Origin of the sequence: Bacillus sp. JUb11, assembly GCF_024807925.1 — a bacterium.
In the GTDB taxonomy this organism is placed as follows: domain Bacteria; phylum Bacillota; class Bacilli; order Bacillales; family Bacillaceae; genus Bacillus; species Bacillus altitudinis.
Genome location: NZ_JANUEZ010000001.1, coordinates 177,663 through 193,401, shown reverse-complemented (window position 1 = coordinate 193,401; position 15,739 = coordinate 177,663). Strand labels below are relative to the sequence as shown.

The 15,739-nt window shown below is 42.5% G+C and carries 14 protein-coding genes and 1 other annotated feature; of the genes, 1 reads left to right on the top strand and 13 read right to left on the bottom strand.

What is annotated here, in order from left to right:
- Positions 1-119 precede the first annotated feature (119 nt).
- From leuD to ilvE, 8 genes are all read right to left on the bottom strand, one after another.
- Positions 120-719, bottom strand: a complete 600-nt coding sequence (gene leuD / locus M2369_RS00935; RefSeq protein ID WP_008342843.1) for a 3-isopropylmalate dehydratase small subunit — start codon at positions 717-719, stop codon at positions 120-122.
- A 15-nt stretch (positions 720-734) separates the two neighbouring features.
- Positions 735-2,150 carry a 3-isopropylmalate dehydratase large subunit gene (leuC, locus tag M2369_RS00930; RefSeq protein WP_135009362.1) on the bottom strand — a complete coding sequence of 472 codons (1,416 nt, stop codon included), beginning with the start codon at positions 2,148-2,150 and terminating at the stop codon, positions 735-737.
- A gap of 42 nt (positions 2,151-2,192) precedes the next feature.
- Positions 2,193-3,290 carry a 3-isopropylmalate dehydrogenase gene (gene leuB / locus M2369_RS00925; protein WP_259253290.1) on the bottom strand — a complete coding sequence of 366 codons (1,098 nt, stop codon included), beginning with the start codon at positions 3,288-3,290 and terminating at the stop codon, positions 2,193-2,195.
- An 18-nt stretch (positions 3,291-3,308) separates the two neighbouring features.
- Positions 3,309-4,862 (bottom strand): 2-isopropylmalate synthase, encoded by a 1,554-nt coding sequence (locus M2369_RS00920; protein WP_008342850.1) that lies wholly within the window; start codon positions 4,860-4,862, stop codon positions 3,309-3,311.
- A complete protein-coding gene (gene ilvC / locus M2369_RS00915; RefSeq protein ID WP_007501581.1) occupies positions 4,849-5,877 on the bottom strand; it encodes a ketol-acid reductoisomerase in 1,029 nt (342 codons plus the stop codon). The genes M2369_RS00920 and ilvC overlap by 14 nt, the downstream gene beginning before the upstream one ends.
- Before the next feature lie 18 nt (positions 5,878-5,895).
- The gene (gene ilvN, locus M2369_RS00910; protein WP_007501584.1) at positions 5,896-6,414 is read right to left on the bottom strand and encodes an acetolactate synthase small subunit; all 519 of its coding nucleotides are present in this window, start codon (positions 6,412-6,414) and stop codon (positions 5,896-5,898) included.
- The gene (gene ilvB, locus M2369_RS00905; RefSeq protein ID WP_259253288.1) at positions 6,411-8,135 is read right to left on the bottom strand and encodes an acetolactate synthase large subunit; all 1,725 of its coding nucleotides are present in this window, start codon (positions 8,133-8,135) and stop codon (positions 6,411-6,413) included. The genes ilvN and ilvB overlap by 4 nt, the downstream gene beginning before the upstream one ends.
- A 122-nt stretch (positions 8,136-8,257) precedes the next feature.
- Positions 8,258-8,505 (bottom strand) — a binding site (T-box leader).
- Between the two features lie 8 nt (positions 8,506-8,513).
- On the bottom strand, positions 8,514-9,428 hold the full coding sequence (ilvE, locus tag M2369_RS00900) for a branched-chain-amino-acid transaminase (RefSeq protein WP_008342856.1): 915 nt from the start codon (positions 9,426-9,428) through the stop codon (positions 8,514-8,516).
- Between the two features lie 432 nt (positions 9,429-9,860).
- Between ilvE and M2369_RS00895 the strand changes: the two genes are divergently transcribed.
- Entirely contained in the window at positions 9,861-10,904 is a 1,044-nt protein-coding gene (locus tag M2369_RS00895; RefSeq protein WP_024718416.1) for a lactonase family protein, read from the top strand.
- A gap of 195 nt (positions 10,905-11,099) precedes the next feature.
- On the opposite strand, the gene M2369_RS00890 is transcribed toward M2369_RS00895, so the two are convergent.
- The 5 genes from M2369_RS00890 to dltA all read right to left on the bottom strand — a co-directional run bounded on the left by M2369_RS00890 (position 11,100) and on the right by dltA (position 15,728).
- Positions 11,100-11,519, bottom strand: a complete 420-nt coding sequence (locus M2369_RS00890) for a YkvA family protein (protein ID WP_008342863.1) — start codon at positions 11,517-11,519, stop codon at positions 11,100-11,102.
- 98 nt (positions 11,520-11,617) lie between these two features.
- On the bottom strand, positions 11,618-12,784 hold the full coding sequence (gene dltD / locus M2369_RS00885; RefSeq protein WP_259253287.1) for a D-alanyl-lipoteichoic acid biosynthesis protein DltD: 1,167 nt from the start codon (positions 12,782-12,784) through the stop codon (positions 11,618-11,620).
- Positions 12,784-13,020 carry a D-alanine--poly(phosphoribitol) ligase subunit 2 gene (gene dltC, locus M2369_RS00880; RefSeq protein ID WP_003216498.1) on the bottom strand — a complete coding sequence of 79 codons (237 nt, stop codon included), beginning with the start codon at positions 13,018-13,020 and terminating at the stop codon, positions 12,784-12,786. Before dltC ends, dltD begins: the two co-directional genes overlap by 1 nt.
- Positions 13,021-13,041: 21 nt before the next feature.
- On the bottom strand, positions 13,042-14,226 hold the full coding sequence (dltB, locus tag M2369_RS00875; protein ID WP_035391213.1) for a D-alanyl-lipoteichoic acid biosynthesis protein DltB: 1,185 nt from the start codon (positions 14,224-14,226) through the stop codon (positions 13,042-13,044).
- Positions 14,223-15,728 carry a D-alanine--poly(phosphoribitol) ligase subunit DltA gene (dltA, locus tag M2369_RS00870; RefSeq protein WP_259253286.1) on the bottom strand — a complete coding sequence of 502 codons (1,506 nt, stop codon included), beginning with the start codon at positions 15,726-15,728 and terminating at the stop codon, positions 14,223-14,225. The genes dltB and dltA overlap by 4 nt, the downstream gene beginning before the upstream one ends.
- Positions 15,729-15,739: the final 11 nt, after the last annotated feature.

The following is a 15,739-nucleotide window of genomic DNA, read 5'->3' as shown; positions in this document are numbered from 1 at the left end:
ACGTTCCTTTCGGGCGCATATTTTTTATCAGTTTACCAACGAAGGTTAGTAAACACAAGTAACGAGAGGTTTTCATGCAAAAAAGAAGCCGTCACACCACGGGGACGGCTTCTCGTTGTTTATGCACGCAGCCAGCTGCTACGTTTTTCTTCAAATGCTTGAATCTCATCTTCTAGTAACAATGTTAATGAAATCTCATCATAGCCATTCAGGAGCATTTCTCTCCAGTGTGGATCTACATCGAAAGGAGTAACATTCCCTTCATGGTCTTGAATCTGTTGTTTTTCCAGATCAACTGTCATTTCATATCCTTTGTTTTCATATGATGCAGCAAACGTTTTCCACACATCATAATCAAGGCGGATTGGAAGCATCCCGTTTTTAAAACAGTTTTGATGAAAAATATCGGCGAAAGATGGGGCAATGACAATTTTGAAACCATAATCATCAAGTGCCCAAGGCGCATGTTCCCTTGATGACCCGCAGCCAAAGTTTTCGCCTGCGATCAAAATAGAGGCTCCTTCATAAATCGGCTGATTGAGTTCAAAATCTGGATTTGGACTGCCATCTGCTAAATATCGCCAGTCAAAAAAGGCAAATCGGCCATATCCTGTTCGTTCGATTCTTTTCAAAAACTGTTTCGGAATGATTTGATCTGTATCTACATTTATACGGTTAAGCACAGCGGCTTTTCCTTTATGAGTGACTAAAGGCTCCATCTATGACACAACTCCTTACACGACTGTTTTCTCTTGATTAAACTTCCTGACATCGACAAATCGGCCATGTATGGCAGCCATTGCAGCCATTGCCGGGCTGACAAGATGCGTTCTTGCACCCTTCCCTTGACGTCCCTCAAAGTTACGGTTTGATGTAGATGCACAGCGTTCACCTTCTGGCACCACATCGTTATTCATACTGAGGCACATACTACAGCCAGATTCTCTCCATTCAAATCCTGCTTCTAGGAAAATTTCATGAAGACCTTCTTCTTCTGCTTGCAGTTTGACACTTTGTGAGCCAGGAACCACAATCGCTCTGACATGATCAGCTACTTTTTGTCCTTCAATCATAGAAGCGGCTTGGCGTAAATCAGTCATTCTTGAGTTCGTACATGAGCCAATAAACACATGCTCAATCGTAATATCTTCAATACGCTGATGCGGGTGAACCCCCATGTATTCATAAGCACGTTTTGCTTCTTTTTGGTCATCTTCTTGTGCAAAATCTTCAGGTCCTGGAATTGCTGCATCCACAGGGAGCACCATTCCTGGGTTAATTCCCCACGTGACCATTGGTGAAATATGATTTCCATCTAAAACAATGGTTTTATCATAGGTCGCACCCGGATCTGTTCTTAGTTCTTTCCATTCTTTTATCGCTGCTTCGAAATCTTCACCCTGCGGTGCGTATTTGCGTCCGCGGCAATATTCAAAGGTCACTTCATCAGGTGCGATCAATCCTGCTCTTGCGCCTGCTTCAATTGACATATTACAAACGGTCATCCGCTCATCCATTGACATGTTTCTGAATACTTCCCCAGTGTATTCAATGACATAACCTGAACCGAACTTCACGCCATGTGCGCCAATGACTGCTAAAATGACATCTTTGGCTGTTACCCCATTTTGAAGCGTTCCGTCTACTCTAATTTCTAGTGTCTTCGGACGCTGCTGCCAAAGTGTTTGTGTGGAAAGCACATGCTCAACCTCACTTGTGCCAATCCCAAAGGCAAGTGCACCAAATGCGCCATGAGTAGATGTATGACTATCTCCACACACGATTGTTTTCCCCGGAAGTGTTAAACCAAGCTCTGGTCCAACGACATGAACGATTCCTTGGTCTACACTGTGAAGGTCAGCTAGACGGACCCCGAATTCAGCACAGTTACGCTCTAGAGCACTGACTTGCTTCTTCGCAATCTCATCTTTGATCACAAATCGATTCACAGTCGGAATGTTATGATCCATCGTCGCAAATGTGTTTTGTGGTCTTCGCACCTTGCGCCCTTTTTGTCTTAATCCTTCAAATGCTTGAGGTGACGTCACCTCATGCACCAAGTGCAGATCAATATATAAAAGGTCTGGTTTTCCCTCGCCATTTTTGACAACATGCTGATCCCATATTTTTTCGATGATTGTTCGAGGCATAACCCTTTTTCCTCCCTCTACCTAATTCAACAAGATTTCTATTTATACAATGGTTTTCGTACGTTGTTTGAGTGCATCTACAACGGCTTTCGTGATATCATCAGTCGTTTCATACGTTCCCTCTTTTGCTGCTAGGTCCTTTGTTCGTTTGCCAGAGGCAAGAACGGCTTCCACACCTGCTTCAATTGCAGCCGCTTCTTCTTCTAAAGCAAAGGATGTTCTAAGCAAGCTGGCTGCTGACAATATAGTAGCCAGAGGGTTTGCGACATTTTGCCCCGCAATATCGGGTGCTGAACCATGAATCGGCTCATATAAATGAAGGCCGGTGCTTGATAAACTAGCAGATGGCAGCATGCCGAGTGAGCCAGTAATCATAGAGGCTTCGTCACTTAAAATGTCACCAAACATATTCTCTGTCACGATGACATCAAATTGAGCGGGCTTATAAATCAGCTGCATCGCGGCATTATCGACGAGCATGTGCTCATATGCGACATCTGGATACTGGGATGCAACTTCTTCTACCGCATCCCGCCATAGTTTACTCGAAGCGAGAACATTCGCTTTATCCACAGACGTTACTTTTTTCCGTCTCGTTAACGCCATGTCGAACGCTTCTTTTAATACACGAACAATCTCTTCCTTTGTATAAAGAAGTGTATCAACCGCAGCTTCTTTTCCTTCATCATCCGTGTAGCGCTCACTTGGTTCGCCAAAGTAGAGGCCTCCAGTTAATTCACGAACGATGACGAAATCTACTCCGTTAATGTGATCTTGTTTTAACGGTGAAGCCTCACTCAAGCTATCAAATACTTTGACAGGGCGGATGTTCGCAAATAAGTCCAGCTGCTTGCGAATGGAGAGCAAGCCTTTTTCTGGGCGAAGTTCTGGCGGGTTTTGATCCCACTTTGGTCCGCCAACGGCTCCTAATAAAATCGCATCTGCGCTTTTGCACACTTCTACTGTTTCTTTAGGGAGCGGATTGTTTTTTTCATCTATCGCTATACCGCCAATGAGAGCTGTTTCGAATTCAAATTCGTGTTGAAATTGAGCCGCTGTCTCTTTCAGGACAGCGACGGCTGATGTGACGACTTCCGGTCCGATTCCATCGCCGGGCAAAAGTGCAATTTTCTTTTTCATGAGTCCCTTCCTCCTTTCTTATGAGATGGCGTGATGTTTCTCAATTTCTATTAGGTTTGATTTAAAGATTAAATGTCTATTCACTGCATTGACGTAAGCTTTAGCCGATGCTTCCAGCACATCTTGCGCTACACCGCGTCCTGCTGTTTCTTTTCCTTCTATTGAAACAGTGACATATACTTCCGCTAGTGCGTCTCTGCCTTTTCCATTGGATTGAATACGATAATCTAGCAAATGAATTCTTTCCTCCATACAGCGCTCAAGCGTGTTGTACACAGCTTCTACACTGCCTGCACCTGTAGCTGCTTCTTGAATGACTTCCTGCGTTTCTTGATTTTTAAGAGAGACTGTTGCTGTCGGCATTTGCTCTGTCCCATAGTGAACTTGAAGACTTTCAAATTCATAGCCAATTTTACGATCTGCTACTTTTTCTTCTAATATAATAGAGATCAAATCATCATCTGTGATTTCTTTCTTCTTCTCTGTTAAGTTCTTAAACGTTTCGAAGAACTTATTGATTTCTTCTTCAGTCAATTTAAAGCCGAGTGTTTTTAAGCGGTCTTTAAACGCGTGTCTTCCGGAGTGTTTACCAAGGACAAGCACATCTGTTGTGACGCCTACAAGCTCTGGAGAGATAATTTCATAGGTTGTTTTTTCTTTGAGGAATCCATCTTGGTGAATACCTGATTCATGGGCAAATGCATTGTTTCCAACGACTGCTTTATTACGCGGTACAATCATACCTGAGTATTTGCTCACTACATCACTTGTGCGCTTAATTTCATTCAACTGAATGGTTGATTCGACTTGGTAAAAGTCTTTGCGAATATGAAGGGCAACTGCAATTTCTTCTAAAGCAGCATTTCCTGCGCGCTCTCCAATACCGTTGACAGCTGTTTCAATTTGATCTGCTCCATTTTCAATGGCGGCAAGTGAGTTCGCTACAGCCATTCCTAAATCATCATGACAGTGTGCTGACAAGATGACTTGATCGATATTTGGAACGTGTTCCTTCATATATTTAAAGATATTTCCGTACTCTTTTGGCGCTAGATATCCAACAGTGTCAGGCAAGTTAATGACACTTGCGCCTGCGTCGATCACTTTTTCTACAATTTCTGCTAGGAAAGAAAGATCTGTCCGGCATGCATCTTCTGCTGACCACTGAACAACTGGGAAGCGCTCTTTCGCGTATTTCACCATTGAAACAGCTTGTTCAACCACTTCTTCACGTGTTTTCTTTAGTTTATGCTTGAGGTGAATGTCAGAAGTCGCAATAAAAACGTGTATTCTTGGTTGAGCTCCATCTTTTAATGCGTCCCATGCAGCATCAATGTCACCTTTCACACATCGTGCAAGTCCTGCAACTGAACAGTTCTTAATCGTTCTTGCAATTTCTTGTACGCCTAAGAAATCCCCTCGGGATGAAGCGGGAAAACCCGCTTCAATGATATTAACCCCAAGGCGCTCAAGCTGTTTAGCAATGATTAGCTTTTCTTGTGCATTTAAGTTCACTCCTGGTGATTGCTCTCCATCTCGAAGTGTTGTGTCAAAAAAATTAATTTTTCGCACCGACGCTCACCGCTTCCTTTTTCTTTCCTTGTTTAACGAAAGGCATCATTTCACGAAGCTTTCTTCCGACGATTTCAATTTGGTGCTCATTTTCATTTGCATTGATCGCATTGAAACGTGGACGATTCACTTGGTTTTCAACAATCCATTCTTTCGCGAATGTTCCGTTTTGGATGTCAGTCAAGACTGCTTTCATTGATTCTTTTACTTTTGCATCCACAACGCGTGGTCCTGATACGAAGTCACCCCACTGCGCTGTATCAGAGATTGAATATCTCATACCTTCTAATCCTTCTTCATACATAAGGTCAACGATCAATTTCAGTTCATGCAGACACTCGAAGTATGCAAGCTCCGGCTGATAACCAGCTTCTGTTAATGTTTCAAAACCTGCTTTTACTAATGAAGTAAGACCTCCACAAAGAACTGCCTGCTCACCGAATAGATCCGTTTCTGTTTCTTCTTTAAATGTTGTTTCAAGAACGCCCGCTCTTGCTCCGCCGATTGCTTTTGCATAAGCAAGTGCTTTGTCTTTCGCTTGACCTGATACATCTTGATAGATAGCAAATAGTGCAGGTACACCAGCGCCTTGCTCATATGTTCTTCTTACAAGATGTCCTGGACCTTTTGGAGCCACAAGATACACATCTACGTCACTTGGAGGAACAATTTGATGGAAGTGAACGTTGAATCCGTGTGCGAATACAAGTGAATTCCCTGCTTCTAATTGATCTTTGATTTCTTCATCATATACTTTCTTTTGCTGCTCATCTGGAAGTAATACCATGACGACATCTGCTTGTGCTGCTGCTTCTTTTACTGTGAATACTTGATGACCGTCTTCTTGTGCTTTTGTATAAGATCCGCCTTTTCTTACGCCGACAATGACATCTACGCCGCTCTCTTTTAAGTTCAATGCATGTGCATGACCTTGTGATCCGTAACCAATGATAGCTACCTTTTGACCGTTTAATACGTTTTCTTGAATATCACCGTTATAATATACTTTTACCATTTGACTCTCTCCTTTTGTTTAGACAATTGAAATTGTTTTATTTGTTTGCGGCTTTTGCTGATTATCTCTCGCAAAGGCCGTGGTGCCAGTTCTGGCGACTTCTTTAATGCCGTATGGCTTAAGTAATTCAATGAGTGCTTCAATTTTTGAAGACTCACCTGTCACCTGAATGACGACACTTTCTCTGCTCACATCTACAATAGAAGCCCTAAAAGGTTCAATGACCCCCGTGATCTCCATTCTAGATGCTGGTGCAGATACGACTTTTATCAAAGCCAGCTCTCGCTGAACGATTGATTGGTTTGTAATATCCGTTACTTTGAGGACATCGATTTGTTTGTTCAGCTGTTTTGTCAGCTGTTCGATGTCTTTCTCCTGGTCTACATGGACGACGAACGTGATGCGTGATACATCTTGAATCTCAGAATGGCCGACCGTAATGCTTTCAATATTGTAGTGTCTTTTGGTAAAAAGGCCTGTGATTCTGTTCAGTACGCCTGATCGATTTAATACAGTCAACACAATAATTCTTTTCAAGGTTTCACCCCCACCATCTCATGAAGTCCTTTCCCCGGTGCTACCATCGGGAATACTTTCTCATCTCTCGCTACATTGACATCGATGAAAACAGGCTCTCTAGACGTTAATGCTTCTTCTAGCTTTTCTTGCGCCTCTTCGTCTGATGAGATTCTGATCCCTTTAATGCCATAAGCTTCAGATAATTTTACGAAGTCTGGCTGCTCTGAAAATTTAGAATGTGAGTAGCGTTCTTCGTAAAAAATTTCTTGCCATTGTCTTACCATTCCAAGACTGTGATTATTGAGAACAATCACTTTCACTGGAAGGTTCAGCTCACGGATAACGGCAAGTTCTTGCAGGGTCATTTGGAAACCTCCGTCTCCTAAAATCGCTACAACCGTTGCCTCTTGATCAGCTAGCTGCGCGCCAATCGCTGCCGGTAAACCAAATCCCATTGTGCCAAGCCCACCAGATGTCACCCATTTATCGGCATTTTCGAATGGATAGAACTGTGCAGCCCACATTTGGTGCTGTCCGACATCAGTTGCCACAATGGCTTCACCTTTTGTAAATTGATGAATGTATTCGATCAGCTTTTGAGGCTTAAAGCCTTCAGCTTCGTTTTCGACATACCAGAGTGGATATTCTTCCTTCCACTGATTTAGCTGGCTCTTCCACTCGTCTGATTCACCTTGTTTCCCGTCCTGCTTGATCAGTTCTTGAAGCACTAGCTTACTGTCACCAACAACTGGGATATGGGTGTGAATGTTTTTACCAATTTCCGCTGGGTCGATGTCAATATGAGCCACCTTCGCATGCTTTGCAAAATGATTGAGGTTGCCGGTTACCCTGTCATCAAATCTCGCTCCGATTGAAATGAGTAAGTCACATTGATGTAGTGCCATGTTCGCTGCATATGTGCCGTGCATACCCGCCATTCCTAGGAAAAGAGGGTGCTTCGCTGGGAATCCACCAAGCCCAAGCAATGTATGAGCGACAGGGATTTGCTGCTGCTCTACATATTGCCTTAATTCTTCCGACGCTTTGCCGTGAAGAACGCCAGCTCCTGCTAGAATAACTGGTTTCTTTGCTCTGCTTACAGCTTCTACTAACTTGCGAATTTGCAAATAATTCGGCTCAATTTTCGGCTGATAACCAGGCAAGTCGATTGGCTGATCGTATTCAAATGTCCCTTCAATGCCAGCAACATCTTTTGGAATATCAATCAAGACTGGACCAGGTCTGCCGGTTGTTGCGATGTGAAATGCCTCTTTAATGACACCCGGTAACTCTTCTGGACGTCTCACTTGATAGCTGTGTTTTGTGATTGGCATTGTGATACCAAGTACATCTGCTTCTTGGAAAGCATCTGATCCAATGACTGAGGTTGCCACCTGTCCAGTGAAGATAACCATAGGTAGTGAATCAATCATCGCATCCGCAATTCCTGTGACTAGGTTTGTTGCCCCCGGTCCTGATGTGGCAATAACAACGCCTGGTTTACCAGATACTCTTGCGTATCCCTCCGCTGCGTGAATCGCTCCTTGCTCATGTCTTGGCAGGACATGAAATAAACCAGAATCGTAAATTTTATCGTAGATCGGTAAAACGGCTCCGCCAGGATAACCAAAAATGACTTCTACTTTTTCTCTTTTGAGTGCTTCAATTAACATGAGTGCACCGCTCATCGTTTGTGGTGCATTTGATTTTTCCGTCTCCATTTGTACATTTGTCCCCATTTGATTTCCTCCTCTTTGTCTTGCTTCAGTCAAGTCCTTTCACCCTTTTCCATTCAAGATAGAGATATGAGACCATATAAAAAAGCCTTCTCACCCCACAATGACACTACTTTTCACTAGGTCAAAGGGGCGAAAAAGCTTTGTTTTTCGCGGTACCACCCTTGTTCACGGCAAATCATGCTGCCGTCTCATGGACATCTTTCATCCATTTTGGTAACGAGTGATGCAATGTCACTCGGTCTGCCCTACTATCATTTCAAGCAGACACTCAGAGGTGAGTTCACTTTAGAAAGTAACACCGGTTTCCAGCTAGCACCGGCTCTCTGTAGATACTGACTCTAAAGCTACTAGTCCTCTTCAACGTTTATCGATATCTATTTAGCTTGCGTGAATGTTTTCATCGGTAAAGACTACTTTTTCTCCTTCTTCAACGACTCGCTTGCGGAATTGTTCAAGAAGTTTGTTTGTGTGGAACCCTGGTTTTCCTTCGCCAATGATACGGCCATCAACTTTTACAACAGCGATGACTTCGGCAGCGGTTCCTGTCAGGAAGACTTCTTCAGCTGTATACACATCATGTCTTGTGAAAGGTTCTTCTTTCACTTCGTAGCCTAAGTCTTCTGCGATTTCCATGATGGCATTTCTTGTGATGCCTTCAAGAGCGCCGATATAACCTGGCGGTGTATAGAGCTTACCTTTTTTATAAATAAACACATTGTCTGCAGAACCTTCTGCCACATACCCTTGATCGTTCAGCATCAGCGCTTCACTCACACCGGCCATATGGGCTTCGATTCGGACAAGGATGTTATTCAAATAGTTTAATGATTTCACTTTTGGACTTAGTACGTCAGGACGATTTCGCCTCGTTGGTACTGTCACAATATCAATACCTGTTTCATATAGGTGCTTTGGAAAGATGGCCAGCGGCTCTACAATGATCACTGTATTGGCTCTCCCACAGTTGTTTGGATCTAAGCCAAGATCACCGGCTCCTCTTGAGACAACAAGGCGGATATAGGCATCTTTTAGGCCGTTCCTTTCAACTGTATGAATCATTTTTTCAGTGAGCTCCTCAAGTGAATATGGAATGTTCAGCATAATGGATCTAGCGGAATCATACAGGCGGTCTAAATGTTCTTTCATTCGAAAGATATTTCCGTTATATACACGTATTCCTTCGAACACACCGTCACCATATAAGAAGCCATGATCATAAACTGAAATTTTCGCATCCTCTTTTTTCACGAGTTCATCGTTTAAAAAGATCCACTGTTCCTTTTGGTCTTCCATCTTCAGTGAGCACCCTCTCTTTCAAACAAAAAGTAGTTGAATTTTCAGACACTTTATATTGAAGTGTCTCACGCTTACTCTGCGTGTCTGTTTGCTTTTGTTGAACCCATCTTACGCCGCTTTCCATACAGTGTCAACAGCATTTTTAAAATTATTAGACAATTTAGACTAATCAAAATAAAATGTATACGCTTACACCTTTGCTAGACAAGGAATGAAAAAACTTAAAATTTTTTGTATTTTTTCTTCAATTTATTTACTCTACATGAACGGTTTTCTTTTGAACAAGCTTTTGTAATATTTTTTCACACGGTTTTTGAAGAATATTGTGAGATTTCATTGCGTTTGTTTTTTTCTTCAGCATGCCTTTCTAAAGCGTTTTCCTATGAATTTGTGATAGAATGAGAGCATCTAATAGAAGGAGGGCAATACATGGCTAACATCAGAGGTTATATCGGAACGTATACAAAAGGTGACAGCAAAGGAATCTATTCTTTTACTTTAAATACGGACAAGCAGCAGATTGAACAAGTAGAAGTGGCTGCAGAACTTGAAAATCCTACATATTTAACTGTCTCAGATTCTCAAAAGTTTGTGTATGCTGTTGTGAAAGAAGGAGCACAGGGCGGTCTTGCTGCGTATCAAATTGATGCCGACACCGGCGCACTTCGTTTCATCAACCAAGAGCTTGCCGATGGGGCTTCTCCTTGTCACGTCAGCGTGGACAGCCAAACGAAAACAGCGTTTACAGCAAACTATCATAAAGGAACAGCAGAGATGTACGAAATTGATGCTGAAAACGGCTCAGTGATCCGCACGCTGTCACAGGCGCAGCATGAAGGCACTGGACCAAACGAAGACCGTCAAGAAAAACCGCACACTCACTTTATGGGTTTGACACCTGATGAACAATTTGCAGTAGCTGTTGACCTTGGCACAGACGGAATTTATACGTATAAGAAAGAAAACGGCAAACTTGAGCTTGCCCATACATTTGAAACAAAACCAGGAAGCGGCCCTCGTCATATCACATTCCACCCAACGAAACCTGTGGCCTATGTGATGACAGAGCTCAGCTCAGAGGTCATTGTACTTCGTTACTTTGAAGATGGTCATTTCGAAGAGATCCAAACAATCGCAACCATTCCTAATGACTTCACAGAGAATAATCAAGGCAGCGCCATTCATGTGTCTTCTGACGGTCACTTTGTGTATGCAGGAAATCGTGGACATGACAGCATTGCCATTTTCAAAGCAGATCATGATGGCAAACTAAGCCTTGTCGACATTGCTTCATCTGAAGGAAATTGGCCTAGAGACTTTGTCCTTGATCCAACAGAAGAATTTCTCGTCGGCTCAAACCAAGAATCTAGCAACCTTGTGTTATACAAACGTGACAAAGAAACGGGACGACTCACTGTCTTACAATCAGACATCACCGTTCCGCATCCGGTTTGTGTGAAATTTTTAGGTTAATGAAAAAAGCCTCCGTTTAGGAGGCAATAGATTGTTGACAAAGGGCTAAAATGACCTTTATTTTAGCCCTTTGTCTTTTTTTCAGCGTAGTTGAAAACCCTTGAAGTCTAGGAAGAACAAGCACCGGAGCGCAGGACTGACAAAGAATGCGAGGGTTTGTCTACACGCTGAAGCCCCCGTTTAGGAGGCTTTTCTTTAAGCAGACGGCATACCGCCATCTTCAAGCTTTTGATCAATGAAAGACGTATCGCTTTTTTCACCGAACCATTTTCCCAGCCTGTCTTTTGCTTTTCCTTTGACATCGTCATCAATGTACATTGCGACTTGAAGCAGAGCAAATGTGATGGCGCCTAGATCATCTGTGTAGCCGATCCCCACCAATGTATCAGGGATCAGGTCAATCGGAAGGATAAAGTACCCTAGCGCCCCAATGATGAGGGTTTTCGCTTTAACCGGTACTTCGGGTTTTTGCAATGTATAATAAAGTAATAACACAGCATAGACAAGAGAAACTCCAGCTTTTTGTGCCGTCTTTTTTAACTTTTCCCAAAAGGCATGATCATTAAAATGCTTCTTTGAACGCTTTAATAGTTCTTTTTTCTCAGAACGATTCATCGTATCGCCTCCATATTCAGCATAGCCCTTCCACCTTATTTATACAAGAAATCCACTCATTCGACAACAAACAAAAAGCAGCAGAAAGCTGCTGCAATCTACTGCTCTTTGTAGAACTTTTCAATCGCCTTATCGATGTATACCCATCCTTTATACGACACATGAATCGTATCCTTAAAGAAATATGGGTCATACTCATGCGAAGTCAAATCCGCGACTTCATACCCATTATCTCGAATTTGACGATTGATTTTTTGATAATAATCTGTACGTCCCTCTTTCGGAAAACCAGTGTAATCATACCATTTTCCGTTGACAGGAATCGTCACGAATAAAGGCTTCGCCCCTGCCTGTTTTAAAATATCCAGCATGATCTGGAAATCTTTATATTCAGGTGATGCTGCATAAGAATTGTCACGACGAGAATCCTTCATCTTTTTCATGATCGGCTTCAGCTTACGATCAAACAGTCTCTGATCAATATAAAACGGGTTGTCCCCTGCTTTTTCAGATCCTAGGACACTCGCTTCTTTTTCAAGCTCAGTCCATGTTTTCCCTTTCACTGAAGGAGACGGACGAAGCTTGCGCTCATGCCCAGATCCGATCGTATAGTACATGTCTTTCTTTTGAAGCATGCCATAATACATTTTTGCAATAGGAGAAATCGCGCCATAAGCGAATTTGTTCCCAGAAAGCTCTGCTTTAAAAAGCTCTGTGATGACCATGTCGTTCTTTACTGCCTTAAACTTCATGATCCTTTTGATGAGCTTTTTTTTCACAGCTGGATCAATTTCTTTATTATAAGCAAGATCAAGCGCCTGAAGCGCTGAATAGTTAGGAGCAAAGTGATTCTCGTCTGATCCCCCTTTGACAAACCACTGCGGGGACACGATAAACACAAGCTTTTTCCCTTTTAATTCATCCATATGCGCCGCAAAGTTCATGGCATGAATTAATGATTGCGATCCACCTTTTCCAACAAGATAAGGTGTAAACCCTTGAGGATTTTCATGAAAGAAATTCGAAGGGTGATATGGATCAAAACGGGATAGTTCAGAAGATCCATAGATCGGCAAATAAGTTGGATCTTTTAGCATTTCATCTTGTAAATAAAGCCCTTGGAACATCCCTGGATCTAATTCTGTGGCTGACTTTTGTAATTTGTCTTTTGGGATCAGATGTGAGAGCCATGCATTTGGTACAAGAAGAACACCAATGAATAGAACAGCCGCTAAAATAAGCGGCCCAAAAAAACGCTTTTTCATTACTTCATCTCTGCCAGCTGCTCAGCAATGTGATTCGGTGTATCCCACACATCACGATCAAACTCTGTAATCGGAACAGTAATTCCAAGTTGACTTTCAATTGCCATAAGTAGTTCTACTGTACCAAATGAATCTAGAAGACCTTCGTCAAAAATTGCAATCTCTGGATTTTCTTTCACAACGTCGTCCTGACAAACCTCTGCAATAATACCGTATACTTGATTTTTAAATTCCATAATTCTCTACTCCCTTAATCATTAATGATGAAATGGTTTTCCTGAAAAAATATAAAATCCGAAACAAATCACATGGAATGTAATAATGATCGACACTACCATTGTGACCTTATTATCCGGCCACCACTTGTGCTTTTTATTCCACTTCTCAAATAAATTGTAACCGGACATCACAACTGCATGGTATAGTCCGTAAATAATGTATTGAAGGGCGAGACCATGCCAAGCACCCATCAATAGAAAGAGGACAAAGTACCCAATATTTGATACAGCCATTCGGTTCTTGATCCACTTCTTCTTTGTCATAAAGAACACAAATCTCATAAACACATAATCTCTGAACCAGAAGGATAGCGACATGTGCCAGCGATTCCAGAAGTCTTTAATATTACGGCTGATAAACGGTTTATTAAAGTTTTCTGGTGATTTAATACCCATGATATAACTCACACCTACAGCAAATGCTGTATATCCAGCAAAGTCAAAGAACAAATACATACTGTACGCATACATATACGTTAACTGTTGAACAAAGTGACTGCTACTAATGTGATGAATATTCATGAGAATATATGTGTGAATGAGATAACCAATAATGAACTTATATAAGAACCCAATAAAAATTTTATGAATCCCTGCATATAGAAGGTCACTGTACGCTTCTTTTTCAGGCGGTGTATCCATATCCTTTTCAAACCGGCGATAACGATCGATTGGGCCTGATGAAATCGTCGGGAAAAAGACGATGAAATAGACCAAACGGTGAATCGGGATTTTCTTTTTAATCAAGCCGTCTCTTGTCTCGATAATTAACTGAACACCTTTAAATGTTAAGTACGAGATCCCCAAAAAGCTCAGCCAGTTCATTGGCGGCGGTTGATGCGGCTGATGAGTTAAAAAGAACGGTAAAATCTTTGATAGTACAAGCGGCAAAATCGATGCCACCACTGCCATATAGAAGACAGACGCACGGTTCGCCTTCAGCCGGTACGCAAGGTATAGGCGGATGATCAAGACTTGCCACACTGTAAACAAGAACAGCAGCAATGCGCCATGTGCATCCTTTGAGAAAATAAGCGCGAGTGCCACAACCGTTGCAAACATGTTGTAGCCTTGCATTCTTTTGCCGCGAAGACCAAGAATCATCGTCGGCAGAAGAAGAATACCAATTAGAATGAAGAAAAAGAATGAACTAAACGGAATCATAGAAGAACCTCTTTCGCGATTCTTTTACGATCAACCTTCCCGTTTGGCGTCATGTACAGCTGCTCAAGATAGACAAACTTTCTTGGAATCATGTACGCAGGCAGTGAATCCGCCATTTCTTTCTTAATTGCACTTGTCAGCTGATATTCTTTTTCAAAGGAATGCGCTGCTGGAACAATGGCTGCAATTAAGTACTCCACATGACCGTTCGGCTGAAACGGCACAATCACACAAGCATTGACATACGTTGTCTCGCTCACATGATATTCAATTTCTTCAAGCTCCATCCGGTATCCATGTAGCTTAATTTGATAGTCCAGACGACCGTGGCACGTAATCAAACCATCCTGCGCCACACCTGCGTCACCTGTGCGGTAAGCAGGACGTCCTTCATGTTCAAAAAACACTTTATCCGTTAAGGCTTTTTCATCTAAGTAGCCTTTTGTGACGCTTGGCCCCACGATGACAATTTCCCCTTTTTCCCCATCAGGGAGTGTCTTGCCTTCTTCATCTAATATGACGATTTCTGTATCCGGTTTGGCATAACCCACTGGTAAAGAATCGTGCTGATCAAGAATGGCCTGGGTGACTTCAATCGATGTGATCGCAACAGTTGCTTCAGTCGGACCATACGTATTAAAGACCTGCGCCTTAGGAAAACGCTCAAGAAGCGCGCTTGCTACAGAGACAGGAAGTGCCTCTCCGCAGAACAAGAAAACTTTCAACTCTGGTAAAAGCTCCCCTGTAAAGGAAGGATCCATTAAGCACATTTGCACAAAGGAAGGTGTTGATGTCCACACTTCAACGTCAGATTGACCAAGCGCTGCAAACATATCCTTTGGCTTATTCACAAGATCTTTCACTAAACAGTAAAGCGTGCCGCCTGATTGAAGCGCTGGATAGAGATCCATGACTGATAAGTCAAAAGAAAACGGCGCTTGATTTAAGAACATGCACCCCTCGCCGATTGGGAAGTCGCTGCACATCCATCCTGTAAAGCTTTCTAAATTGCTGGCTGTTACCTGAACGCCTTTCGGTTTTCCGGTACTGCCAGACGTATAAATAATGTAGAAAACATCATCTTGTTGAACCCACTGCGTGGATGGCGGTGCTTCTTTTTCAAGCGATAACAGCGATGCCGCACTCTTTACTTCAATGTGTTCTTCTACATCTAATACATTCTGCTCATTTGCACAAATCAATAGACTCGCTTTTGAGCTTTCAATAATTGAGACGATACGTTCAGCAGGTATTGAAATGTCGACCGGAATATAGGGTCTGCCTGATTTCACAGTGCCTAAGAAAGAAATCAGCATCTCTGGCTCCATATGACCGTATACAATGACAGGTGCACTGTCAGTTGCGACTGTATCAATCGCACCAGCCATTTGGTCTGATAGACGCCAAAGCTCATCATATGTGATCGAAGCATGTTGAGAAACAAATGCTGGCTGTGTCGGTTTCGTTTGTTGGTATTCATGAATCGTGTGTAATAGTTTCATAGTTTAATCTC